The organism is Dickeya sp. CFBP 2040 (assembly GCF_012273755.1).
Lineage (GTDB): Bacteria > Pseudomonadota > Gammaproteobacteria > Enterobacterales > Enterobacteriaceae > Dickeya > Dickeya poaceiphila.
Map to the genome: position 1 here is coordinate 19,735 of NZ_JAAVXH010000070.1, position 22,102 is coordinate 41,836.

20 protein-coding genes are annotated in these 22,102 nt (G+C 53.1%); 11 read left to right on the forward strand and 9 right to left on the reverse strand.

The genetic code is table 11. From position 1 onward, the window contains the following. Positions 1–14: 14 nt before the first annotated feature. A complete protein-coding gene (gene fruK / locus Dpoa2040_RS08610; protein WP_016942527.1) occupies positions 15–953 on the reverse strand; it encodes a 1-phosphofructokinase in 939 nt (312 codons plus the stop codon). Then, positions 950–2,095 carry a fused PTS fructose transporter subunit IIA/HPr protein gene (gene fruB, locus Dpoa2040_RS08615; RefSeq protein WP_168640990.1) on the reverse strand — a complete coding sequence of 382 codons (1,146 nt, stop codon included), beginning with the start codon at positions 2,093–2,095 and terminating at the stop codon, positions 950–952. The genes fruK and fruB overlap by 4 nt, the downstream gene beginning before the upstream one ends. Before the next feature lie 333 nt (positions 2,096–2,428). On the opposite strand from fruB, the gene Dpoa2040_RS08620 reads away from it, so the two are divergent. Next, positions 2,429–3,610, forward strand: coding sequence for a sugar efflux transporter (locus Dpoa2040_RS08620; RefSeq protein WP_168640991.1), 1,182 nt, complete (start codon positions 2,429–2,431; stop codon positions 3,608–3,610). A gap of 6 nt (positions 3,611–3,616) precedes the next feature. Here Dpoa2040_RS08620 and Dpoa2040_RS08625 read toward each other — a convergent pair whose 3' ends face one another. Continuing rightward, entirely contained in the window at positions 3,617–3,871 is a 255-nt protein-coding gene (locus tag Dpoa2040_RS08625) for a YkgJ family cysteine cluster protein (RefSeq protein WP_168641007.1), read from the reverse strand. 234 nt (positions 3,872–4,105) lie between these two features. Here Dpoa2040_RS08625 and yeiP point away from each other — a divergent pair, with 234 nt between their 5' ends. The 7 genes from yeiP to yejF all read left to right on the forward strand — a co-directional run bounded on the left by yeiP (position 4,106) and on the right by yejF (position 12,497). Further along, a complete protein-coding gene (gene yeiP / locus Dpoa2040_RS08630; RefSeq protein WP_042870121.1) occupies positions 4,106–4,678 on the forward strand; it encodes an elongation factor P-like protein YeiP in 573 nt (190 codons plus the stop codon). Between the two features lie 70 nt (positions 4,679–4,748). Next, a complete protein-coding gene (locus Dpoa2040_RS08635; protein WP_168640992.1) occupies positions 4,749–5,726 on the forward strand; it encodes a GTP-binding protein in 978 nt (325 codons plus the stop codon). Between the two features lie 416 nt (positions 5,727–6,142). Next, positions 6,143–6,718, forward strand: a complete 576-nt coding sequence (gene mepS, locus Dpoa2040_RS08640; protein ID WP_042870117.1) for a bifunctional murein DD-endopeptidase/murein LD-carboxypeptidase — start codon at positions 6,143–6,145, stop codon at positions 6,716–6,718. Between the two features lie 244 nt (positions 6,719–6,962). Then, a complete protein-coding gene (locus Dpoa2040_RS08645) occupies positions 6,963–8,774 on the forward strand; it encodes an extracellular solute-binding protein (protein ID WP_168640993.1) in 1,812 nt (603 codons plus the stop codon). A gap of 9 nt (positions 8,775–8,783) precedes the next feature. Next, positions 8,784–9,881 carry a microcin C ABC transporter permease YejB gene (locus Dpoa2040_RS08650; RefSeq protein WP_168640994.1) on the forward strand — a complete coding sequence of 366 codons (1,098 nt, stop codon included), beginning with the start codon at positions 8,784–8,786 and terminating at the stop codon, positions 9,879–9,881. Then, complete coding sequence (locus Dpoa2040_RS08655; RefSeq protein WP_168640995.1) at positions 9,878–10,903, forward strand: ABC transporter permease; 1,026 nt, start codon at positions 9,878–9,880, stop codon at positions 10,901–10,903. Before Dpoa2040_RS08650 ends, Dpoa2040_RS08655 begins: the two co-directional genes overlap by 4 nt. A gap of 1 nt (position 10,904) precedes the next feature. Next, complete coding sequence (yejF, locus tag Dpoa2040_RS08660) at positions 10,905–12,497, forward strand: microcin C ABC transporter ATP-binding protein YejF (RefSeq protein ID WP_168640996.1); 1,593 nt, start codon at positions 10,905–10,907, stop codon at positions 12,495–12,497. Between the two features lie 60 nt (positions 12,498–12,557). Here the strand turns inward: yejF and Dpoa2040_RS08665 are convergent, their stop codons facing one another. From Dpoa2040_RS08665 to rsuA, 3 genes are all read right to left on the reverse strand, one after another. Beyond that, positions 12,558–12,902 (reverse strand): YejG family protein, encoded by a 345-nt coding sequence (locus Dpoa2040_RS08665; RefSeq protein WP_042870107.1) that lies wholly within the window; start codon positions 12,900–12,902, stop codon positions 12,558–12,560. Positions 12,903–13,256: 354 nt separating this feature from the next. Continuing rightward, complete coding sequence (locus tag Dpoa2040_RS08670; RefSeq protein ID WP_246867272.1) at positions 13,257–14,381, reverse strand: Bcr/CflA family multidrug efflux MFS transporter; 1,125 nt, start codon at positions 14,379–14,381, stop codon at positions 13,257–13,259. A 169-nt stretch (positions 14,382–14,550) separates the two neighbouring features. Then, complete coding sequence (rsuA, locus tag Dpoa2040_RS08675; RefSeq protein ID WP_042870100.1) at positions 14,551–15,249, reverse strand: 16S rRNA pseudouridine(516) synthase RsuA; 699 nt, start codon at positions 15,247–15,249, stop codon at positions 14,551–14,553. A gap of 280 nt (positions 15,250–15,529) precedes the next feature. Between rsuA and Dpoa2040_RS08680 the strand changes: the two genes are divergently transcribed. The 3 genes from Dpoa2040_RS08680 to rplY all read left to right on the forward strand — a co-directional run bounded on the left by Dpoa2040_RS08680 (position 15,530) and on the right by rplY (position 17,990). Further along, on the forward strand, positions 15,530–15,769 hold the full coding sequence (locus Dpoa2040_RS08680; RefSeq protein ID WP_168640998.1) for a YecH family metal-binding protein: 240 nt from the start codon (positions 15,530–15,532) through the stop codon (positions 15,767–15,769). Further along, the gene (locus Dpoa2040_RS08685) at positions 15,769–17,544 is read left to right on the forward strand and encodes a DEAD/DEAH box helicase (protein WP_168640999.1); all 1,776 of its coding nucleotides are present in this window, start codon (positions 15,769–15,771) and stop codon (positions 17,542–17,544) included. Before Dpoa2040_RS08680 ends, Dpoa2040_RS08685 begins: the two co-directional genes overlap by 1 nt. Positions 17,545–17,702: 158 nt before the next feature. After that, positions 17,703–17,990 (forward strand): 50S ribosomal protein L25, encoded by a 288-nt coding sequence (gene rplY, locus Dpoa2040_RS08690; protein ID WP_042870095.1) that lies wholly within the window; start codon positions 17,703–17,705, stop codon positions 17,988–17,990. Positions 17,991–18,182: 192 nt separating this feature from the next. Here rplY and Dpoa2040_RS08695 read toward each other — a convergent pair whose 3' ends face one another. The 3 genes from Dpoa2040_RS08695 to Dpoa2040_RS08705 form a co-directional block, all read right to left on the reverse strand. Beyond that, positions 18,183–19,400 carry an OFA family MFS transporter gene (locus tag Dpoa2040_RS08695; protein ID WP_168641000.1) on the reverse strand — a complete coding sequence of 406 codons (1,218 nt, stop codon included), beginning with the start codon at positions 19,398–19,400 and terminating at the stop codon, positions 18,183–18,185. Positions 19,401–19,585: 185 nt separating this feature from the next. Continuing rightward, complete coding sequence (locus Dpoa2040_RS08700; RefSeq protein ID WP_042870091.1) at positions 19,586–20,323, reverse strand: LytTR family DNA-binding domain-containing protein; 738 nt, start codon at positions 20,321–20,323, stop codon at positions 19,586–19,588. Positions 20,324–20,346: 23 nt separating this feature from the next. After that, positions 20,347–22,047: a sensor histidine kinase gene (locus Dpoa2040_RS08705; RefSeq protein ID WP_168641001.1), complete on the reverse strand. Its 1,701-nt coding sequence runs from the start codon at positions 22,045–22,047 to the stop codon at positions 20,347–20,349. Positions 22,048–22,102: the final 55 nt, after the last annotated feature.

Consider the following 22,102-nt stretch of genomic DNA (forward strand, 5'->3'; position numbering starts at 1 on the left):
TTTATCTCCTGCTGTCAGTTAAAGGGTTGTAGATCAACACGCGCCATCATCGCAGCCAGCTGCGGACGATCACTAATGCCTACGTTACTCTGGCTAACGGCCAGCGCTGCCACCGCAGTGGCCAGACGTAACGTATGTTCACTGGACTCACGCATCAATAAGCCATAAATCAATCCCCCCACCATGGAGTCACCCGCACCTACCGTACTGATCACTTCACAGGCCGGCGGCATCGCCCGCCAGGCACCGGACGCATTGACCCATAGCGCACCTTCCGCTCCCAGCGAAATCACGACATGAGCAATACCCTGTTCGCGCAGCGCATGGGCTGCATCAACAACATCCGCCAACGTGGGCAATTTGCGTCCGGCCCAAATTTCCAGCTCGCGGCGGTTCGGTTTCACCAGCCACGGAGAGGCTTTCAGACCAGCGACCAGCGCTTCACGGCTGCTATCGAAAATAATGCACGGGCACTGGCTACGCAGACGCGACATCCAGTCGGTAAACGCATCCGGGTCAACACCGCTCGGCAGGCTGCCGCTGACGGCGACCATGTCAAACTGCCCCAGCCAGCTCAGCGAATCGTTGACGAAACGCTGCCAGTCCTGCTGCGTTACTTCAAAACCGGAGAAATTCAGGTCGGTTACATCGCCATTCTGCTCAGTGAGTTTGACGTTAATGCGTGTACGTCCCGACACCACCTGGAAACGGTTAGCGATGCCCAATTCGCTGAATAACTGTTGAAAGCCATCCTGATTATCTTTCCCCAGGAAACCGCCCACGGTGACATCAATACCGAGATCTTTAAGCACCTTGGCAACATTGATGCCTTTGCCCGCCGCATGAAGTCCAGTCGTCTGAACCAGATTGACTTCGCCGCGCTCAATTTCCGGGCAGTACCCTACTAAATCATAGGCGGGATTTAGGGTAATGGTGGCAACGCGCCTGCTCATGCTGCACCCTCCCCAAGACCAGACTGAATAGCTTCACCAATGGCGTCCAACGCGGCTTGCGCATCGCTGCCGCGAGCGGTAAAGCGCAGACGATGGCCACTCTTGACACCCAACGCCACCACTTTCATCAGGCTGCGTCCGTTGGCCGGTTTGCCGCTGCCATCAAGATTCGTCACCGTTATTTCGCTGGAGAACTGTTTGATAACATTGACCAACATCGCACCAGGGCGAGCATGAAGACCGTGCTCATTACGGATGGTAAATTCCGCCACCAGCGCGTCACTCTCTTCTTCCCCTTCCACGTCCTCTTCGCTGGTCAGCAGCGCCAGCAGTGTGGCTTCGTCAGCAGACAACAGACGGTCAGCCTTGCCGGCGATCAACAACTTACTGAGATAATCCAGCGATGCGAATACTTGTTCATCTGCGGCTGAAACCGTCAGCAACAACGCCACGTTCTCACCATCTACCGCGAAAGGTTCTGTCGGGCGGCTCACCGCCAGGGCACTTACCAGATTGCCGTTCAGGCTGTCGCTCAGCCAGATGCCCTGCCCCAGATGGGTCGGTGTAGTGGCTACCACATGGCTGACAAAGCTGGCATCGACTGCGCCAATCTGTTGCAAACGACCGGCATTCAGCGCCTGCAACGTCATCAGGTTGTCAGTTGCCACATTCAGGCTAATTAGCGAGGTGTCAAAGCGGAATGTCCCTGCCAGTTGTTCGCCCATCAACAATCCGCGCAGTTCATCTGCAGACGTGGTCGTAGCCAGTCGAGCCGCGACGCGGTCATCGCTCAGGACATGAGTCAGTTGACGCAACAGCGCCAGATGCTCGTCAGAGCGGGCTGCGATGCCCAGCACGACATATGCTGTCTGGTCTTCACCCCACGCGATCCCCTGCGGGAACTGGAACACCTGAACACCGGTTTTCTGGACCAGATCACGGGTATCGGTAGTGCCATGTGGAATGGCAATACCACTGCCAAGATAAGTCGAGGTCTGCTGTTCGCGCTGAAGCATTCCCTCAACATATCCCTCGCTTACGCAACCCGCTTCGGTCAGTGCGGCAGCCACCTGGCGGATGGCTTCGTCTTTATTACCGGCGCAAGCACCTAAATGAATATCGTGCTGTGACAACTGAAACATAATGATCCTCTCTCGCTGAACTTGAATCGTTTCAGCTTTTATGAGAAATAATTTGCTGATTTTTTCAAACCATTTCAGCAAAACGCCGCTGAAACGTTTCAAAAATTCTGCGTTTTTCGGTATGTCTATGCAAGCATTCTGCATGGATGAAATGACAGATCTTAGAGGTCACGCACACTTTCGCGCTAAAATCCCACAATCGTTAACGCGTTGTCACACTGCTGCTGAATAGGTGCTGAAGAAAAAAATGGAAACTGGCTTTCGTTTCTACCTCATTGGCGTGACATAATGTGTTGTGTTTTCTTTGCGTTCTTTTTTTAACCTGAATACCGTATGCCTCTTTCTTCTGTTCGCTCGGCCAGACGCCTGCCAGACCTGACATCGTCGGCGTTTCTGGTGATTGCTTTTCTGACCGGAATCGCCGGCGCGTTGCAGCTCCCCACGCTCAGCCTGTTTTTATCAAACGAAGTACAGGTCCGCCCATTCATGGTTGGGTTGTTTTATACCGGCAGCGCGGTGATTGGTATCGTTGTCAGCCAAATTCTGGCCTCTTACTCTGATCGTCGTGGTGATCGCAAAATTCTGATACTGCAATGCTGCCTGCTGGGTGCCTTGTCCTGCCTGCTATACGCATGGAATCGCAACTACTTTGTTCTGCTGTTCGTCGGCGTACTGCTGTCGAGTTTCGGCTCCACCGCCAACCCACAGTTGTTCGCGCTGGCACGGGAACACACTGACCGGGCAGGTCGCGGCGCAGCCATGTTCAGTTCAGTGATGCGAGCACAGATCTCCTTGTCCTGGGTGATTGGACCGCCGGTCTCCTTCGCGCTGGCGCTGGGTTTCGGTTTCCCGGCAATGTACCTGACTGCAGCCGCGGTGTTTGTCGTATGCGGGCTGTTGGTGTGGCTGTTGCTGCCGTCAATGCCTAAACTCCGGGTCAAATCTGCTGCCACACTGGAATCGCCCCGGCAAAACCGGCGCGATACGCTATTGCTATTTAGTGCCTGTACCCTAATGTGGACCTGTAACGGTATTTATCTCATCAATATGCCGTTATATCTGGTCAATGAGCTACGGTTACCGGAAAAACTGGCCGGAGTCATGATGGGCACCGCAGCCGGACTGGAAATTCCGGTGATGTTGCTGGCAGGCTATCTGGCCAGCCGGTTAGGCAAGCGCCTGCTGATGCGGCTGGCCGTGATCGCCGGGCTAATCTTCTATGCCGGGCTGACACTGCTGAACGCGTCCTGGGCGTTGCTGGCACTGCAACTGCTGAACGCGGTTTTCATCGGTATTCTGGCCGGAATGGGAATGCTGTATTTTCAGGATCTGATGCCGGGTCAGGCGGGAGCCGCCACCACACTGTTCACCAACACCACCAGAGTCGGCTGGATTATTTCCGGTTCCCTGGCAGGCATGGTGGCTGAAGTCTGGAGTTATCATGCCGGTTTTGTTATTGCCATCGCCATGCTGGCCGGCGCGGCTGCCTGCATGTGGCGCATCCGCGATGTTTGACTGTTGTCAGGGTGCGGTGGTGTCCTCCAACCGGATAAGATACAACATCGCCTCATCACGGTGATTCAGGCACATATCGCGGCTTGGTTGCAGTCCGCGACACACCGCCGGGCGCAATGGCGAAAAGAACAGCCCACAGCGCATTCGCTCGTCCAGATGGATACAGGGTGTATTGGCTGGTTTTCCCTGCGGCATACCGGGAATCGGGCTGGAGATCGACGGCGCGATACAGCAGGCACCGCAATCAGGACGACATTCCATCATTGACCTCCGGGCATTCCCGTTGCTATTTCAGGCCGCAGAGCCTAACAGGCTGCTGGCCGCAAGGCTACTACATTACATCGTTACTAACGTCGTTTTGATTAACATCGTTCTCACTGCCTTATTGGCAGTTTGTTTCGCCACTGGCAGCCACAAATCCCACTTGCCTGAACCCATCCTGACGAGTAACGTGTCGCCACAAAAATTTCTCTTCTTTTATTTAAGGTATGTTTCATGGCAAGAGCAAATGAGATCAAACGCGGCATGGCCGTTAACTACAACGGTAAATTGCTGCTGGTAAAAGATATCGATATTCAAAGTCCCAGTGCTCGCGGCGCCAGTACGCTATACAAAATGCGTTTTTCCGATGTTCGTACCGGCCTGAAAGTAGAAGAACGTTTCAAGGGTGATGACATTCTGGACACCATCACCCTAACCCGCCGTTCCGTTACTTTCTCCTATATTGATGGCGACGAGTACATCTTTATGGACGAGGAAGACTACACCCCGTATACCTTCAAGAAAGATCAGATCGAAGACGAACTGCTGTTCCTTCCCGAAGGCGGTATGCCGGGCATTCAGGTATTAACCATGGACGGGCAGTTGCTGGCCCTGGAACTGCCGCAGACGGTTGATCTGGAAATCGTGGAAACCGCGCCGGGCATCAAAGGGGCATCCGCCAGCGCCCGCAACAAACCCGCTACACTGACTACCGGCCTGATCATTCATGTTCCGGAATACCTGAGCGCCGGTGAAAAAATTCGTATTCATATTCCTGAGCGCCGCTATATGGGTCGTGCGGACTGATTATCACCGCGGATACTACCTGCGTCTGGCACCACGCCAGACGCATTTCTGCTGACGTAAGGAGTTTCCTGTGCTGACGAAAGTAAACCTGATCACCGGCTTTCTCGGTAGCGGCAAAACCACCACCATCAGGCACCTGCTCGCGGGTAAGCCCGAAGAAGAAACCTGGGCGGTACTGGTCAATGAGTTCGGTGAAATCGGCATCGACGGCGCATTGTTGAGCGACACGGGCGCACTGCTCAAAGAAATTCCCGGCGGCTGTATGTGCTGTGTCAACGGTCTGCCGATGCAGGTGGGACTCAACATGCTGTTGCAGAAAAAACCCCACCGGTTACTGATTGAACCCACCGGGTTGGGGCATCCAAAGCAGATTCTTACGTTACTGACCTCGCAAGCCTATCAACCGTGGCTTCAGTTGCAGGCTACGCTGTGTTTGCTGGATGCGCGTCAGCTTAGCGACAGCCGCTACACCGACAATGAAAACTTCCGTGATCAGCTCGCCGCTGCTGACATCATCATCGCTAATAAGGAAGATACCTGGCAGGCAAGTGACCGCGACGCGCTGCAACACTGGTATCAACAGCAGGGTCAGGCTCGCCGCCTGATCACGGTGTCTCAGGGGCAGTTGGATACGGCTGTGCTGGAGTTGCCGCGAGAAAATCACGCCGTTCTGCCGGATGCCCGTCATCATCATCACGACACGCCAGCCAAAACCGGCCTGGCCGCACTAAAACTGACGGGTCGGGAAAGCTGGCGTCGGGCATTGAATCAAGGCCAGGGCTATTACGCCTGCGGCTGGATTTTCGATAGCGAGACGCAGTTCAACACCGCCAGTCTGCTTGACTGGGTGCGTCTGGCACCGGTAAGCCGTGTTAAGGGCGTGATGCGTATCCCGGAAGGCACGCTGGTAGTCAACCGTCAGGGGTTCGACCTGCGCATTGAAACGCAACCCGCTTCACCGCCGGACAGCCGTATAGAAATCATTAATGAGTCTGAAGCGGAATGGAACACACTGCAAAAGCAGTTGCTAAATGCCCGTTTAATGTAAGTAGTATAAGTAGTTATACGCCGCTGACGCAGGAGATAACCAGTCAGAATGTCTGACAACGCGCCATAGTCTCGGTTATGTCTCGTCCTGCTCGCTTGCTGCAGATTTTTATAGGGTTGATGTGAGAGATTTCATCACGAAATCATATCAACAAAAAAGACAAAAAAACTCGCAATCTGTTTTTCGTTAAGGTATGGTCGTCGGGGTCCGTAATTTATGGGTAGACATCCGGCCAGTCAAATAACCGTTGCCACACCGATAATAATGTGCGGTGTTGCACAAATCGGCTGATGAGTAATTGTCCCATTAAAAGTAGTGTTTTAGTCTGACACACGTTTTGTTTGCCGTAGATACAGCGTTCATAAACACAGCGATAACGATTGAATCGTTAAGGACATCAAGGGAACATAACAACAATGGTCAAATCTCAACCGACTCTGAGATATATCTGGCGGGCTTTGCCTGCTATGGCAGTAGCGATAGCGCTTTCTGCCTGTACCAACAATACTGCAAATCTTAATAATCAAACTGATAGGCATGTGGTTAACGGTGGTGACCCTTCACTACAAGCCTCTCAGGATGAATTCGAAGCGATGGTTCGCAACGTGGAAGTTAAATCCAGGTTGCTTGAGCAATATGCCAGCTGGAAAGGCGTACGCTATCGTCTCGGCGGCGACAGCCGCAAAGGTATTGATTGCTCTGGTTTCGTTCAGCGCACCTTCCGTGAACAATTCGGTATGGATTTACCGCGTTCCAGCTACGAACAGAAAGATATCGGCGTTCAAATCCAGCGCAATAGCTTACGCCCAGGCGACCTTGTTGTATTCCATGCCGGTTCTACTGGCCGTCACATGGGAATTTACCTCGGTAACCAGCAGTTCGTTCATGCTTCCACCAGCATCGGTGTGACGATTTCCAGCATGGATGACAGCTACTGGAAATCACGTTACCGTGAAGCGCGCCGCGTGCTGAAACAAGGTCCGCACAGCTGATTTTATTTTTCCTTGATGTTATCTAAAGAAATTCGAAACGCCGCTCGTCAGACAGCGGCGTTTTTTATTGCTTATTTATGCCAATAACCATCTGGGCCGATTAACAGTAGGTTTGAGGTCTTATTCATGGTAAAACAGAGCGCCATATCGTCCGGCATCACGATTATCAGGAATTTCAGGCACTTTCTCCGGTAACCTGCTGTTCACACGGAGAAACAGAGATTATCAGGAGGCTGTCATCTCGATGTTTACTCGTGCAATTCTCGCCATCTTGCTGTCTGCCTGCACCTGGCTCGCCCATGCCGAGCCGACCATATTACAGACTTATGCGTTTGCCACTCTCGGCGAACCGAAATATCAGCAGAATTTCACCCATTACGACTACACCAATCCATCAGCCCCCAAAGGCGGTAAAGTTACCTTTAGCGCGCTGGGTACCTTCGATAATTTTAACCGTTTTGCGTTGCGTGGCCTGGCTGCCGCTCGCACTGAAAGCCTCTACGATTCGTTATATGTCAGCTCGGAAGACGAACCGGGCAGTTACTACCCACTGATTGCGCTTACCGCACGCTATGCCAGTGATTACAGCTGGATAGAAGTGGACATGAATCCTGCTGCGCATTTCCATGATGGCACGCCGGTTACCGCCGATGACGTCGCGTTCACGTTTACTATGTTTATGACACAGGGTGTGCCACAGTTCCGCCTGTACTACAAAGGCACCGAAGCCAGCGTGATTAACCCACACCGGGTACGCTTTACCTTCCCTACCCCAGACAAAGAAAAAATGCTGGGGATGTTAACGCTGCCGGTCATGCCGGAGAAATTCTGGCGTGACCACAAACTCAGCGACCCGCTAAGCACGCCTCCGCTGGCCAGCGGTCCCTATCGCATCACCGATTACCGCATGGGCCAGTACGTGATTTATTCCCGCGTAACCGACTACTGGGCCGCTAATCTGCCGGTCAACCGTGGCCGCTACAACTTTGACCAGTTACGTTACGACTATTATCTGGACGACAGTGTCGCGCTGGAAGCCTTCAAAGCCGGGGCATTCGATTTGCGTATTGAGGGTTCACCTAAAAACTGGGCAACCCAGTACGAAGGCGGCAATTTTGCGCGTGGTTACATTCTGAAGAAAGATGAGACCAACCAGGCAGCGCAAGATACCCGCTGGCTGGTATTTAACATTCAACGACCGCAGTTTAGTGATCGCCGGGTGCGTCAGGCACTGGCTATCGCCTTTGACTTCAACTGGATGAACAAGGCACTGTTTTTTAGCAGCTATCAGCGCCCCTACAGCTTTTTCCAGAACACCGAGTACGCCGCACAGGGGATGCCATCAGCAGCAGAACTGGCCTGGTTGACGCCGCTGAAAGATAACCTTCCTGCGGAGGTCTTTGGTCCGGCATACCGCCCGGAGGAGTCCGATGGCAGCGGTTATGACCGCGCTGGTCTGCTTAACGCGCTGCAACTGCTGCAACAGGCAGGTTGGGAATTGAAAAATCAGGTGCTGGTGAATAAAAAAACCGGTCAGCCGTTCCGCTTCGAACTGTTGCTGCCAAGCGCCGCTAACTCTATCTACGTATTACCGTTCCAGCATAGTCTGGCACGGCTCGGCATCCACATGGAGGTACGTAGCGTTGACAGTCCGCAATTCAATAACCGGTTTCGCAAGCGCGATTTCGATATGATCCCGAAGCTATACCCGGCGATGCCTTACCCCAGTTCAGATCTGGCCGTCAGTTGGAGTTCCGGATATATCAACTCCTCCTATAACTCGCCGGGCGTACAGGACACGGCTATCGATCAGTTGATTGACAACATCATTCGCCATCAGGGAGACAAAACAGCGCTATTGTCGCTGGGCTCGGCGTTAGACCGGGTACTGACCTGGAACCAGTTCGCCATACCGATGTGGTATTCCAATCACGATCGTTTCGCCTACTGGAACAAATTCGCCATGCCGGCAACCCGCCCGGCCTATACGCTGGGCATCGACAGTTGGTGGTATGACGCAGCTAAAGCAGCCACCCTGCCGGCAGCGCGTCAATAAGGAGCCGATGTGGGAACTTACCTATTACGTCGATTATTACTGGTGATCCCCACGCTATGGGCCATCATCACCATCAACTTTTTTATTGTGCAAATCGCACCGGGCGGCCCGGTCGATCAAGCCATTGCGTCGATTGAAATGGGCAAAAGTAGCGGCTTCGGTGCTGGCGGAAACGACGGCGGTGGGCTGGCGCGTGGACCGGGCGGCGGTAAACCATCGGTGGAAAACACCTATCGCGGCGCCCGTGGGCTGGACCCGGAAGTGATCGAGGAAATCACCAAACGCTACGGGTTTGATAAACCGCTGCACCAGCGCTACTTCAAACTGCTTTGGGATTATGTTCGGTTTGACTTCGGCAACAGCCTGTTTCGCGGTTCATCAGTCATTGCCTTGATTAAAGCGAGTATGCCGGTTTCGATATCACTGGGGTTGTGGAGCACGCTGATTATCTATCTGGTGTCGATCCCGCTCGGCATTAAGAAGGCGGTGCGTACCGGCTCGGCTTTTGATGTTTGGAGCAGTACACTGATTATTGTCGGTTATGCCATTCCCGCATTCCTGTTCGCTATTTTGCTGATCGTACTGTTCGCTGGCGGCAGCTACCTCGACTGGTTCCCGCTGCGTGGGCTGATATCGCCGAATTTCGACAGCCTGTCCTGGTTTGACAAAATTACCGATTATCTGTGGCACATCGCGTTGCCGGTGCTGGCGACAGTCATTGGCGGTTTCGCCACCTTGACCATGTTAACCAAGAATTCGTTTCTGGATGAAATCAGCAAACAATACGTGATCACCGCCCGCGCCAAAGGACTGGATGAGAAACGGATTCTCTACCGCCACGTGTTTCGCAACGCCATGTTATTAGTAATCGCCGGTTTCCCCGCCACCTTCATCAGCATGTTCTTTACCGGCTCGCTGCTGATTGAGGTCATGTTCTCCCTCAATGGCCTTGGCCTGCTGGGATACGACGCCACCTTACAACGCGATTACCCGGTGATGTTCGGTACGCTGTACATTTTTACCCTCATCGGCCTGCTGCTGAATATTCTCAGCGACATGACCTATACGTTGGTTGACCCACGTATCGACTTCGAGGAGCGCCAATGAGCCGTCTAAGCCCGATTAATCAGGCGCGCTGGGCGCGCTTTCGCGCTAATCGTCGCGGCTACTGGTCGCTATGGGTTTTTCTGGCGCTGTTTGTCGTTACGCTGTGTTCCGAGTTGATCGCCAACGATAAGCCGCTGCTGGTACGTTACAATGGACAGTGGTACGCACCGTTCATGGTGGATTACAGCGAAACCACTTTCGGTGGTCAGTTGGCAACACCGACTGATTACCGCGACCCCTGGCTGGCGCAGCGTCTGGAACAAGGTGACTGGGCGCTGTGGCCGCTGATTCACTACCGCTACGACACCATCAATTACGCCACTCAGAGTGCGTTTCCGTCGCCTCCGTCTCACCAGAACCTGCTCGGCACTGACAGCCAGGGGCGTGACGTGCTGGCGCAAGTGCTTTATGGCTTTCGTATTTCCATTCTGTTCGGACTGGCGTTAACGCTGCTGTCAAGCCTGATTGGTATCGTGGTAGGTGCTTCTCAGGGGTATTACGGCGGACGTGTCGATCTGTGGGGACAACGCGTTATCGAAGTCTGGTCCGGAATGCCGACGCTATTCCTGATTATCCTGCTCTCCAGTGTGATTCAGCCAAATTTCTGGTGGCTGTTAGGCATTACAGTGCTGTTTGGTTGGATGGCGCTGGTCGGTGTGGTGCGGGCGGAGTTCCTGCGTACCCGCAATTTCGACTATATCCGTGCCGCACAGGCGATGGGCGTGAGTGATCGGTCAATCATGTTTCGTTGCATGTTGCCCAACGCGATGGTCGCCACCCTCACCTACCTGCCGTTTATTTTGTGTGGTTCCATCACTACCCTGACCTCGCTCGATTTTCTGGGCTTTGGTCTGCCGATAGGTTCTGCTTCGCTCGGTGGACTGTTGCTGGAAGGGAAAAACAACCTGCAGGCGCCGTGGCTTGGCATCACGGTCTTTATGGTGCTGGCGGTAGTGTTATCACTGCTTATTTTTATTGGCGAAGCGGTCCGCGACGCCTTTGACCCAGGCAAGGCGCATTGATATGTCGGCACAACCTTTACTTGAAATCCAGAACCTGAGTATTGCGTTTCACAGTGGTGACCAGCAGCGACAAGTAGTTGATGGCGTCTCGTTCAGTATTGCTGCAGGCGAAACACTGGCGCTGGTTGGCGAATCCGGCTCTGGCAAAAGCGTCACCGCGCTGTCGATACTGCGTCTGCTGCCCTCGCCTGCGGTGGTCTATCCGCAAGGTGATATTCTGTTTGCCGGTGAGTCACTGCTAAACGCCAGTGAGCAACGGTTGCGCCAGATGCGCGGCAACCGGATTGCGATGATCTTTCAGGAGCCGATGGTGTCGCTCAATCCGCTGCATACCATTGAAAAGCAGTTGGCGGAAGTGCTCTCGCTGCACCGGAACCTGCGCCATGAAGCGGCCCGCGGCGAAATCGTCGGTTGTCTTGAGCGCGTAGGTATTCGCCAGGCGGCACGGCGATTGTCGGACTTTCCCCACCAGCTTTCCGGCGGTGAACGTCAGCGGGTAATGATCGCCATGGCACTACTGACGCAACCCGATCTGTTGATTGCTGATGAGCCAACTACCGCGCTGGACGTCACTGTACAAGCGCAAATTCTGGACCTGCTCAATGAACTGAAGCAGGAACTGAACATGAGCCTGTTGTTTATCACCCACAACCTGAATATTGTACGTCGGCTGGCAGACCGGGTAGCCGTGATGCAGGCCGGACGTTGTGTTGAACAGAACCGCACCCGCGAGTTATTTAGCACGCCGCAACATCCCTATACCCAACAATTGCTGGATGCCGAACCAACCGGCGAAGCATTGCCGCTCCTCCCGGATGCCTCCACGCTGCTGGATGTCAGAGAACTGGGCGTCAGCTTCGCCATCAAACGTGGCCTGTTGCGTCGCACGGTAGGAGAAAAATCCGTGTTGCAGGCGCTCAGTTTCAGCCTGCGCCGCGGCGAAAGTATCGGGCTGGTCGGCGAGTCCGGTTCCGGCAAAAGCACCGCCGGGCTGGCGCTACTGCGATTATTACGCAGTCAGGGCGAGATCTGGTTTGATGGCCAACCGCTGCACCGTTTTAACCGCAAGCAAATGTTGCCGTTTCGTCACCGTATTCAGGTAGTGTTTCAGGACCCAAACGGTTCGCTGAACCCTCGCCTGAACGTGGAACAGATTATTGCTGAAGGGCTACGGGTACATCACCGCTTAAGTGCGGCAGAGCAAACACAACGAGTTATCCAGACCATGCAGGAAGTCGGGCTGGACCCGGAGAGCCGTCATCGCTATCCATCAGAGTTTTCTGGCGGCCAACGCCAGCGTATTGCTATCGCCCGTGCACTGATCCTGCAACCGGAACTACTGATTCTCGATGAACCGACTTCATCGCTTGACCGCACGGTGCAGGCACAGATTCTGGCGCTGCTGAAAGCCTTGCAACAGACCCATCAACTGGCTTACCTGTTCATCAGTCACGATCTGCACGTGGTACGCTCACTGTGCCATCAGGTGATTGTGCTGCGGCACGGCGAAGTGGTGGAGCAAGGCGACTGTCGGCAGATCTTTGAACATCCACAGCAGGATTACACCCGACAGTTACTTCAACTATCAGTCTGATTTATCACGGCATGGCGGGAATCGATGTGATACAGCAGCATCGTAACCGATGCTGCCGATTCAGAAAGGGTATTGGGCGCACACAGATTCGGCTATCGCCACACCGACGTTTTTCAGGCGACACATCGCGGCACTTTCGTCCTGACGATACAAAAACAGGCAGGGTTCACCTTCCCACTCCACCACTGCGCATTGTAGTTGTATCTCATCCAGCGACTGGTTGAGATGGCGCATGATCTGGCGAGCCTCATCGCCGTCATGACTGAGCAGTTTAAAACCAATCAGATAACTGTCGTCATCGGTGCTGCAAAGCGGAATCGGTTCAACTTTGATGCCAGTAAAACCCGATAACCAGCGGTAACTTTGCGGCAAGCGATGAACTACCGAAAGTTGGAGAGTATTCACAGCGGTCTTCCTCAGCTAAGCTGCCATAAATTCACAAAATTATAACATAAAGCGATAAGTTTTTTTGCTATACCCCCCTATTTTTATCACCACAAGAATACAAAAAAGCAACATATTTCGTGATGAGTCCATCCCATCAGTATGACGCTCAGATTAGTCACCGTTCAAAACGTTAACAAGATCACGATTCTGATCGATTTCGCGCTATATGTAACCTTTTATTCCCAGCATCTCAACCAATTTCTTCGAATTGTTCACTTTTGGTTCAATATTTTTACATTTAAAGAACAACAAACGAACACTGCCAGCAATACGCTGGCAGCCCAATCAGAAAAGAGCGTTGTGGAACGAATCTTAACGCCGACTGGCGTAGAGGAATAAACCGAGTGCCCCTGTCGAGCAGAACGCCATAGCGCTTACCATCGGCCAGGCACTATGGAAGGTCGCCTGTGATAACAATGTGCCCACCAGCGATCCCAGTCCGAAACGCATGGTACCGGCCAGCGACGACGCCGTTCCGGCCATATGGGGAAAGTCATCCAAAATCACCGCCATTGCATTGGACGCCACCGTAGCGACACACCCTACGAATAACGCCACGCCAATCACCAGTGGAATAAATCCAAGATGGAAACCGCAGACTACAATCAGCCATATTCCCATCGCAAACTGGATAATCAGCCCCAGCCGGAACATGAACATCGCCCCCATGCGCGCCACAATGCGGCTATTGAGCAACGTCATCAGAAACAGAAACACGATATTCAGTGCAAAGTAATACCCAAAGTGCTGGGGAGACACGCCATTCAGATCGATATATACAAACGGCCCGGCGCTCAAAAAGGCAAACATGCCGGAGAACGACAACCCGCTGGCAAACATGTAATTGAAAACACAACGATGGCGGACCAACAGGAAAAAGTTCCCCACGGTGGTACGTAAATGGAAGTGCTGCCGCCGCTCCACCGGCAAGGTTTCTTGAATGAACAACCACACCAGAATTGTCGCCACCAGCGACGCGGCAGCGATAGTCCAGAAGATAGCGTGCCAGCTAAGCCAGAACAGTAACGCACCGCCAATAATCGGTGCCAGCAGCGGCGCGACAGTCATCACCAGAATGACAAACGACATCATGCGTGAGAATTCATCCTTCGAGAACCTATCCCGCATCAACGCATTGATGACTACACTGGCCGACGCAGCCGACAAACCATGCAGAAAGCGCATATGAATCAGTTGCTCAACCGTTTGCGACAACGCACAGGCGGCCGCTGCCAGCGTAAAAATCAGCACCCCACCCAGAATAACCGGCTTACGGCCAATACTGTCCGACATTGGGCCGTAAAAAACCTGCCCAATAGCGAAACCGAGCACATACGAACTCAGTGTCATCTGTACCCGGCCTGGATCGACCGAAAACTCTTTTGCGATCACCGGTAATGCAGGTAAATACATATCGATGGCGATGGGCATCAACATCGATATCAACCCCAGAATAAAAATTAGACCAACGCGCGAAGATAAGAATGGTTGCACGAAAGCGACTCTCCAGATAAGCAATGGTTTCCCGCCACGATAGCGGCGGGCGGCAGGATGTTATCGATAGATACGGTGAAACAGAGATACGGCGAAACAACGGAGGGCCAGACTAGTGTCCGATACTGGCAACCTCTTGCGGCGTCAGTGGTCGATACTCGCCCGGCTCCAGCGAGCCATCCAGTGTAATAGCGCCAATGCGTTCACGATGCAGCGCCACCACATGGTTACCCACCGCAGCAAACATGCGTTTTACCTGATGATAACGGCCTTCGCTGATAGTCAGCCGTACCTGATGTTCAGAAACTGGCGCAAGCGTTGCCGGGCGAGTCAGATCCTTCTCGCCGTGTAATTGCACGCCAGCCTGAAATTTCTCTGCCGTGTCCGGTGCCAGCGGCTGTTCCAGTGTCACCAGATAGGTTTTTTCGCAGTGGTGTTTCGGAGAGGTAATACGATGTGACCACTGACCGTCGTCGGTCAGCAGTACCAGACCGCTGGTATCGATGTCCAACCGTCCGGCGGCGTGCAGTTTGTGTGCTACCGGTTCATCGATAAAATACAAAATCGTCGGGTGATCAGGGTCGTCGGTTGAGCACACATACCCTTGCGGCTTATTGAGCATAAAATAACGCGGCCCGTTCTGCTGTTCGAGCACATTATCGTCAAACGCCACTTCATGTTCCGGCAGCAGTTTGAATGCCCCATTTTTTATCACTTCGCCGTTTACCGTCACACGCTGTGCACGCAGCTCGCGCGCTACCAGCGAACGGCTGATCCCCAACTGCTGGGAAAGAAATTTATCCAATCGCATTAATGAATTGCTGCCTATGGTCGTCACACATTACCGGTCAGGCGCAACGCCGAGCATCGCCTGATAGGAAAAGGTATCGGCTTTCATATCAGATCTTTCACATCAGATATTGATATAAACCGCCTGTTGATACTGTTTAAAAAAGCATAATAAAAGCAACTTTACTCTTTTTCCGTCCTGACGGTTATCAGTCAGAAAATGAAATAGATAAAGAGTATATACCCGTCATCTCGCCATATTGGCGATGATTCATCACCCGATAATTATCAGGAGACCTATTATGTCATCGATTCACGGTCATGAAGTATTACATATGATGATGGCTGCCGACAGATCCTTTACCACCGATGAACTGATTGCCGCCATTGAAGCGCGTTTTGGCTGCAATGCCCGCTTTCATACCTGTTCCGCCACCGATATGACCGCTGCCGGGCTGGTGCAATTTCTGGCTGACAAAGGCAAATTCATTGCGCAAGATAACGGCTTTACTACCCACGAAAGCAAAATCTGCCGCCACTAATGTCATTTACACTGCGCCCGTACCAACAAGAAGCGGTTGACGCCACCCTTACCTACTTTCGCCAGCATACTGCTCCGGCGGTAATCGTTTTGCCTACCGGTGCCGGCAAAAGCCTGGTGATTGCCGAGCTGGCACGGTTGGCGCGTGGACGGGTATTGATACTGGCGCACGTCAAGGAACTGGTAGAGCAGAATCACGCTAAATATTGCGCACTGGGCTTGCAGGCGGATATTTTCGCCGCCGGGCTTAATCAGCACGACAGCGAAGGCAAAGTGGTGTTTGGCAGTGTGCAGTCGGTGGCGCGGCATCCCGACAAATTTGATGCAGCCTTCTCGTTGTTGATCGTCGATGAATGCCACCGCATTAGTGACGATGAAAACAGCCAATACCAGCAAATCATTCAGCAGTTGCAACAGGCCAATCCCCTGTTGCGGCTGCTAGGATTGACGGCTACTCCCTATCGTCTGGGCCGGGGCTGGATCTATCAGTACCATTATCACGGCATGATCCGCGGCGACGATAGCTGCCTGTTCCGCGACTGCATCTACGAATTGCCGTTGCGCTACATGATCCGACACGGTTTTTTGGTGCCGCCACAGCGGCTGGATATGCCGGTGGTGCAGTATGACTTCAGCCAACTGGCGGTGCGCAGCAACGGATTGTTCGGCAATGGATCGTTCAGCGATGCGGAGCTGAACCGGGAGCTAACGCGTCAGCAGCGAGTCACGCCGCATATCGTCCGTCAAATTACGCAGTACGCCGCTAACCGGCGAGGCGTGATGATTTTCGCCGCCACGGTTGAACACGCACGGGAAATTGAAGGGTTATTGCCAGTTGGCGAGGCCGCGCTTATCAGCGGTGAAACACCCACACCACAGCGGGATGCGCTGATCGTCGCCTTCAAACAGCAACAGTTGCGCTATCTGGTTAACGTCTCGGTGCTGACGACGGGCTTTGATGCACCGCACGTCGATGTCATCGCTATTTTGCGCCCGACCGAATCCGTCAGCCTTTATCAGCAAATTATTGGTCGTGGCTTGCGTCTGTTCCCCGGTAAAACCGACTGTCTGATACTGGATTACGCCGGCAATCCGTTTGATCTCTACACCCCTGAAGTCGGCCACAGCAAACCGCACAGCGATAGCCAGCCGGTGCAGGTATTCTGTCCGCAATGTGGTTTCGCCAACCTGTTCTGGGGGAAATGTACCGCCGATGGCAGTGTGACCGAGCATTATGGCCGCCGCTGCCAGGGATGGCAGGCGGACGAACAAGGGCGGAGGCAACAATGCGATTACCGCTTTCGTTTCAAAAGCTGCCCACACTGTGGCGCGGAAAACGATATCGCCGCACGGCGCTGCCAGACCTGCGATGAAGTACTGGTAGACCCAGACGACATGCTGAAAGCGGCGCTGAAACTGAAAGACGCGCTGGTACTGCGCTGCAGCGGCATGAACCTGCAACACGGCATCGACGCCAAAGGTGAATGGTTACGCATCACTTACTACGATGAAGACGGCGCGGATGTCAGCGAACGTTTCCGGCTGCACACTCCCGCTCAGCGCAATGCGTTTAACCATGTTTTTCTGCGGGTGCATCAACGTGCGCCCGGCATCCCGTTCCATTGGCAACGCGCCGACGACGTGGTGGCCCAGCAGGCATTGCTGCGTGCACCGGACTTCGTGGTGGCACGCCTGCAGGGCAAATTTTGGCAGGTGCGGGAAAAACTGTTCGATTATCAGGGCCGCTATCGCCGCGCCCATGAACTGCGCGGCTAATTCCGCTATGGTTTTATTTGCCCGCGCCGCCATATTCCGCTAGAATCTCGCCCGCTTTTATTTCGAATAACCGTATCGTTATTTAAACCAAAAGCAGGGTTATCCTGCCTGTTGCTGGGTCGCCTGTAACAGGGTCATTTTATTAAGTAGAGAAAGCAATGATTACTATCAACGCAGAAGTACGTAAAGAGCAGGGTAAGGGTGCGAGCCGCCGCCTGCGCACTACCGGTAAATTCCCCGCTATCGTTTACGGTGGCAGCGAAGCACCGGTTTCCATCGAACTGGACCACGATATCGTTAAAAACCTGGAAGATCGTAACAGCGAAGCGCTGTACGGTGAAATCGCTCTGGTTATCGATGGCAAAGAAACTAAAGTAAAAATCCAGGCTGTTCAGCGTCATCCGTTCAAGCCGAAACTGACTCACATCGACTTCGTTCGCGTGTAATTACACAAACAACGTTTCGACGAGCCAGCAAAAACGCCGCACACCCTGTGCGGCGTTTTTGTTTTCTCCCATCGACAGATTCCCGCTATCTTGCCAGAACGCCACCCTACTTATCGTGTTCCACTCCAAAAAAAACGCTACCGCCATCAATATAATGGCGGTAGCGTGACTATACGCATTCAGGTGAACTTATCAGGCGTGACTACCCTGTGGAAGTAATGGCGTATCCTGCTCGTGCGGCGCTTTCGGCGGCTGGATGCACAGGGTTATTACCAACGAGACTACCGACAGCAGCGCAATAGCGATAAAGGTACTGTGAAATCCACCCAACGCGGCGGCGGTAAAGGAACCGGCCAATGGGCCTAAACCAAATCCCTGATAAATCAGCCCGTAGTTTTTACTGTGATGTTTCAGGCCAAAGAAATCAGCCACAATTGCCGGATAGACGGTAATATTCCCGCCAAAACAGAAAGCTACTGCCCCTGTGCACAGGAAGAACGTCATGGCATTCAACGGCAGGAAGGCCATTACCGTCACCGCCAATGCCGTCACCAGCAGCGTAAAGTTCAACACCCGCAAACGTCCCACTTTGTCAGACAAATAACCCAGAATCAGCCGACCCGCGGTATTGCAAATCGCAATCGCCGATACCGCGCTGGCAGCCGTCACTGCATCCAGCCCCGCCATTTTCACGCCAATATCCTTCACAATGCCGATCAGATACAGCCCACTCATGCAGGAGGTAAAGAACACCACAAACAGCAGCCAGGCTTCTTTACGACGCAACATCTCACTGACAGTAAAGTTGACGTTACCGCCCTGAGCCGTTGCCTGAGCGGGTTGTACCGGTGCATCGTTCAACAGCATGGCACCGCCGGTAATCATCAGCAAAGCCATTATCCCCCACCAGAAGAAAGTCTGGGACACACCGACCTGTGCCAGCAACGCGCTGTTGATGTACTTGAACACCAGACTGCCGGTCCCGTACGCACCGACCGAAATCCCGGCAATCACGCCTTTACGATTCGGGAACCATTTAATCAAATTAGATAACGTAGTGATGTAAGCGCTGCCGTCGGCAAAACCCACCACCACCCCTATCAACAACCATAACATCGGCAACGACGACACCCTGGACGTCGCCATCAGTGCGGCACCCAGCACCAGACCGGCGATAAGCGTCAGCTTGCGGATACCGATGCGTTCCTGGATACGCCCGGCAAACAGTGTGGCAAACGCCAGAAAAAAGCTGGTGAGGGAAAAGGTCGTCGCTACGGAACTGAGCGGCCAGTTGAATTTGTCAACCAGCGGCTGATTGTAAAGACTCCAGGTGTATATGGTCCCCAACCCCATTTGGGCCAGGATGGTCCCGGCAACAATAATGCCGCGATTGACTGGTTTTCCGTTCATAACGGTAGCCTCGATTTTTCTGGTGTGAACACAAAGCTGGCAAAGTGGCCAGCGAATGGCACCAGTATAAATAGGGGCGATAACCACAGATTTACTAACGGCATGAACGGCATGAATCAGGGAATGAAATGCACCCAGAACGGTATGGATGCACGTTTTAATGTCCGACGTCTGACCTCTTACCGCTACAATCGCATCAGTTGGCGAAATTCGCGCACTTTACTGCGACTGACCGGCACCTGAAAATCCAGATCGCTCAGTTTGAGGATATAGGTGTTGTTGAACCAGGGTTCGATCTCGCGGATCTTGCTCAAATTAACGCAGTATGACCGGTGGCATCGGAAGAAATACGCTTCCGGCAACCGGCTACAGAACTCGCTTATGTTCATCGACATCACGAATTCATCACGCCGGGTATAGACAAAGGTCAGTTTTTCATGGGATTCGGCGTAATAAATATCATGAATGTTGGTGACGATAATCCGCTTATCCTTCACCAGATTGATGGTCATTGGCGCCGGACGGTTACTGTCACTGCCGGTATGAGCAGGTGATTGCTGTTGCTGCCACGCCGCTTCAAGCTTCTGCAACATGCCGATAATCCGGGTTTCATGATAAGGCTTGAGGATATAGTCGAACGCCTCCAGCTCAAATGCCTCAACCGCATGATTTTTATACGCAGTAATGAAAACAATCAACGGCTTATGGGCAAACTGGCTGATGTTTTTCGCCAGCATGACCCCATCCAGCGAGGGAATATTGATATCAAGGAAGATCGCATCGACCCGGTTATCTTGCAGATATTTCAATACGTCGAGGCCATCATCAAATACAGCATCTATCTCTATCTGACTGTGTTGTTTGATAAGCCAGCTCAATTCCTGCTGCGCCAGAAATTCATCTTCAACAATGATCGCTTTCATGCTTTTCTCCTGCCGCAGCCTGTTCACGAGGGAAACGCCACCGTGCTGTCTGCACGATTAACGTTGTCACGGGTAATAAAAAATTCGATTTCCGTGCCGGGGTTAAGTCGGTGAATCCGCAGCCCTTCGCCATACAGCAGTTTGATCCGGTGATGGACATTGAGCAGACCAATCTTGTTGCCCGGCAGTTCATTATGCTCAACGCGAGCTATCACCTCGTCACTGATGCCGCTGCCGGTATCCCGCACCGCGATCCGAATGCGTTCCCCCTGCTCCTGAATGCTCAGCGTCACCACGCCTTTACCTTTACAAGGGCGGATGCCGTGTATAATCGCGTTTTCAATCAGCGGCTGAATCAGCAGGCTGGGAATATGACAACTCACCTCTTCATCAATGGCGTAAATCACTGTCAGTTTGTCGCCAAAACGGGCCTGCTCAATGGCGATATAATCCTTGACCTGATAGAGTTCGCTTTTAATATCAATCAGTTCTTCGTCATTGCGTTCCAGATTGTAACGCAGGTAGCGCGACAGGTTGATAATCAGCTGACGCGCCGTATCCGGGTTCAGCCGAATGGAAGTAGAGATAGCGTTAAGCGCATTGAACAGAAAATGCGGATTGATTTTGCTTTGCAGCGCCCGTAACTCAGCGCGGTTCGCCATGTCACGCAACTGCTCAGCCCGTGAGACTTCAAGCTGGGTGGAAATAATCTGCGACAACCCAATCGCCATCTCTTTCAGCGACCAAGTAATGCGGTGTGCCCGTTGGTAATAGATTTTTAGCGTACCGGTCACTTCACCTTTTTCCCGCAACGGAATCACAATCATCGAATGAATTTCCGGGGTGCGGTACGCCTCATCATTATTTTTGATGATGATTTTTCCACTCTTTAGCGCCAGTTGCGTTGTCGGGCTGAGGTCGCGATCACCACTGTGATAATTCTCTTCCCCTACCCCAACGTAGGACAGCACCTGCGTGGTATTGGTGATCGCCACCGCATCGGCATGGATGTCGCGGCAGATAATATCGCATACCGCACTCAGCGACTGACTATTGATGTGGCGGAACAGCGGCAATGTCTTGTTGGCGATATCTAGCGCCAGCTTGGCTTGCCGGGCGGCAATCGCCTCCTTTTCCCCTTCCACGCTACTCACCAGCAATACAATCAATCCAATACTGACCGCCCCCAGAATCATCGGAATCGCAATATGAGCGACAATATCCAGCCCCAGAGAAAATGGCCGCGCCCACAGCACCACCAGCAACATAGTCAGCGACTCGCACAACATACCGCCAGCAATACCCACGCTCCAGTGACGATCACGCGGGATGCGGCGGTGAATCCAGGCAGAGATAAACCCGGCCACCATACTGGTGATCAGGCAAGGCACCGACGTAATACCATGAATATCGATAAGATAACGGTGAACACCGGCGATCACGCCGGTGGTGATGCCGACCCATGGCCCGAACAGGATACCGCCGGATATCACCGCTACCACGCGCACATTCACCAATGACCCTTCCACATTGATGCCGGACCAGGTGCTAAACAGCGCGAACAGCGAAAAGATGGCGGTGACTACCGCCAGGTCAAAGCGGGAATGCTCATCCTGCTGAAGCAGCTGACGAAAATGTCGTGTTCGGGTCAGGAAAAACAGGCAAATAAGCATCAGCGCCGCACGGTCATAAACCGCCAGCACCATGTCAAAGATCGAACGCACGGGAATCTCACCACCTATACAGCCGAATATTCATCATAAAACACGGGGCAAGCAC

What these genes read in the sequence shown, in the direction of transcription:
- fruK (WP_016942527.1), bottom strand. Translation starts at nt 953, where the DNA reads ATGAGCAGGCGCGTTGCCACCATTACCCTAAATCCCGCCTATGATTTA.
- fruB (WP_168640990.1), bottom strand. Translation starts at nt 2,095, where the DNA reads ATGTTTCAGTTGTCACAGCACGATATTCATTTAGGTGCTTGCGCCGGT.
- Dpoa2040_RS08620 (WP_168640991.1), top strand. Translation starts at nt 2,429, where the DNA reads ATGCCTCTTTCTTCTGTTCGCTCGGCCAGACGCCTGCCAGACCTGACA.
- Dpoa2040_RS08625 (WP_168641007.1), bottom strand. Translation starts at nt 3,871, where the DNA reads ATGGAATGTCGTCCTGATTGCGGTGCCTGCTGTATCGCGCCGTCGATC.
- yeiP (WP_042870121.1), top strand. Translation starts at nt 4,106, where the DNA reads ATGGCAAGAGCAAATGAGATCAAACGCGGCATGGCCGTTAACTACAAC.
- mepS (WP_042870117.1), top strand. Translation starts at nt 6,143, where the DNA reads ATGGTCAAATCTCAACCGACTCTGAGATATATCTGGCGGGCTTTGCCT.
- Dpoa2040_RS08645 (WP_168640993.1), top strand. Translation starts at nt 6,963, where the DNA reads ATGTTTACTCGTGCAATTCTCGCCATCTTGCTGTCTGCCTGCACCTGG.
- Dpoa2040_RS08655 (WP_168640995.1), top strand. Translation starts at nt 9,878, where the DNA reads ATGAGCCGTCTAAGCCCGATTAATCAGGCGCGCTGGGCGCGCTTTCGC.
- yejF (WP_168640996.1), top strand. Translation starts at nt 10,905, where the DNA reads ATGTCGGCACAACCTTTACTTGAAATCCAGAACCTGAGTATTGCGTTT.
- Dpoa2040_RS08670 (WP_246867272.1), bottom strand. Translation starts at nt 14,381, where the DNA reads ATGTTGATGCCCATCGCCATCGATATGTATTTACCTGCATTACCGGTG.
- rsuA (WP_042870100.1), bottom strand. Translation starts at nt 15,249, where the DNA reads ATGCGATTGGATAAATTTCTTTCCCAGCAGTTGGGGATCAGCCGTTCG.
- Dpoa2040_RS08680 (WP_168640998.1), top strand. Translation starts at nt 15,530, where the DNA reads ATGTCATCGATTCACGGTCATGAAGTATTACATATGATGATGGCTGCC.
- Dpoa2040_RS08685 (WP_168640999.1), top strand. Translation starts at nt 15,769, where the DNA reads ATGTCATTTACACTGCGCCCGTACCAACAAGAAGCGGTTGACGCCACC.
- rplY (WP_042870095.1), top strand. Translation starts at nt 17,703, where the DNA reads ATGATTACTATCAACGCAGAAGTACGTAAAGAGCAGGGTAAGGGTGCG.
- Dpoa2040_RS08695 (WP_168641000.1), bottom strand. Translation starts at nt 19,400, where the DNA reads ATGAACGGAAAACCAGTCAATCGCGGCATTATTGTTGCCGGGACCATC.
- Dpoa2040_RS08700 (WP_042870091.1), bottom strand. Translation starts at nt 20,323, where the DNA reads ATGAAAGCGATCATTGTTGAAGATGAATTTCTGGCGCAGCAGGAATTG.